This window comes from Seonamhaeicola aphaedonensis (genome assembly GCF_003386195.1).
Lineage (GTDB): Bacteria > Bacteroidota > Bacteroidia > Flavobacteriales > Flavobacteriaceae > Seonamhaeicola > Seonamhaeicola aphaedonensis.
This window is the reverse complement of the sequence record NZ_QRDX01000030.1, coordinates 1-1,833: the sequence shown is the minus strand read 5'-3', so window position 1 is coordinate 1,833 and position 1,833 is coordinate 1. Positions and strand designations below refer to the sequence as shown.

Here is a 1,833-nt window from a genome sequence, read left to right as displayed (position 1 = left end):
AATTAGAGATTATAAGGAAGAGCTTTTCTCTAATTATTGCTCAAGAATTTATTATCTTTTCATTCTCAAAGCAGAACTACGTTTAACCCTGAGTTACCATACATTAGATGAAAAAACGAAATCCATATTTGGGAACAATATTGATAATTGGAATTGTTCTGCTCTTTCAAGTAAAATATGTGAGGGAATTAATCGACCCAATAAGAGAATATTTTCCAGTTTTATGGATTGCACTTATTATTTGGAGTATTTATGGGAGAATAAAATACAGAAATGGTAAAAACGTTGACCAATTAAGAATACCAACAAATAATGATGATTATAATAAAGCAGTACCTTTTATTTTTGGAATAATATTATCTGTAGGTGGAATTTTAGCTCTGAAATACTTTGAATCAGAAAAAATTATGTGGAGTTTACTTCTTCTGACTGGAATTCTATTGTTGATTTTAGGATTTTTATTTGTTCCAAGTGGAATTATAGAAATTAAAAATAATGAATTAAGTTTTGAAAATGGAGCAAGAAAACAAACAATCGGAATTGAAAAGCTAAATAATATTGAATTAAAATCAAGTGACATAATTCTGACTGAAAAAAACGAAAAAAAGCATTATTTAAATCATATGAATTTAAACGAGTCTGACTATCAAAAAATTTCGGAGTTTATAAATGAAAAACTAAATCATAAAATTGAAATAAAAACGTATGGTAACACCGTGTATAATTAATGGCTAGTTCTTGCCTACTTACGAAAATCCTCGCGGATTTTCTATTCGGTTTTTATTTGCTAAATTAGGTGCTTAAACACGCCACTAATCATACACAAACACGTTGGCGGTAATTGGATGAATTATATGCTAAAAAGCATTTATAAAAAATATTATGGACAAGAATAAACTATTCCCTAAAACCCATATCTGGTTAATACTTCCTTTCATTGTCGTAATTAGTGGCTTTTATTTTTCCTACTGGTCAAAATTCCTAGATGTCCCATTTAGACAGCACATACATGGACTTACTGCAACTTGCTGGTTTATATTGGTTATTGTTCAACCATACTTGTACCAAAAAGGAAATATACGATTACATAGAAAAATTGGACTTATCGGATTATTTCTAGCAGGTGGAGTAGTTTTCTCAATGTTGCAAATGCTTCCTTTTATATTAAGTTCAGGAATACCTTCGGACATAGCATATGGAATTCTTTTCTTGAATTTTATTGCACTAGGAGGGTTTTCTTTCTCTATTTGGATGGGTATTCGGAATGTAAAGAACATCCGCATTCATGGAAGGTGGATGGTAGCAACCGTGATATGGTCATTTCAACCTGCAGTAATTAGACTGATAGATTTTTCAATACGGAAGACTACTAATGGAAATTCCCCATTCAATTTTACGGAATTGGTCTATATATCCAATGCAATAATATTTTTATCTATTATTATTATAATGCTTGATGATTATAGAAAAGAAAAAGTTATTTACTCAAGCTATATGGTGATATGCATTACTATGATTTTGATGTCTACTCTGTATAGTTATATAACTAAAGCATCATGGTGGGGTTATTTTTTAGAATCTGTATTAAAGAGTTAAATTAATCAACCTACCGCCAACATTGTATAAAAATAATAGCGGTTTAGTCGCTAAAACGAAAGTAAGTAAATATAAAAAAGGTCTGTGTTTAACCGAATAGTTAGTGCGTAAAAATCCGCTACTATTCTTATACGTAACCGATGGAACACATTCGCCGATGGCGAACTTTAATCTACGCTGCTTCGCAGACAATGCATCTTAAAGTAAATGTGTTCCTTCTCAGGGTTAAACCAAATT

Annotated in this window: 2 protein-coding genes; both read left to right on the top strand. The window is 30.6% G+C overall.

The genetic code is table 11. From position 1 onward, the window contains the following. Nucleotides 1–107 precede the first annotated feature (107 nt). Entirely contained in the window at nucleotides 108–728 is a 621-nt protein-coding gene (locus tag DFQ02_RS14960) for a hypothetical protein (RefSeq protein ID WP_116525254.1), read from the top strand. 421 nt (nucleotides 729–1,149) lie between these two features. Further along, nucleotides 1,150–1,596, top strand: coding sequence for a hypothetical protein (locus DFQ02_RS15075; protein WP_147297801.1), 447 nt, complete (start codon nucleotides 1,150–1,152; stop codon nucleotides 1,594–1,596). Nucleotides 1,597–1,833 lie beyond the last annotated feature (237 nt).

Coding starts and splice junctions, on each gene's coding strand:
- DFQ02_RS14960 (WP_116525254.1), top strand. CDS start 108: ATGAAAAAACGAAATCCATATTTGGGAACAATATTGATAATTGGAATT.
- DFQ02_RS15075 (WP_147297801.1), top strand. CDS start 1,150: ATGCTTCCTTTTATATTAAGTTCAGGAATACCTTCGGACATAGCATAT.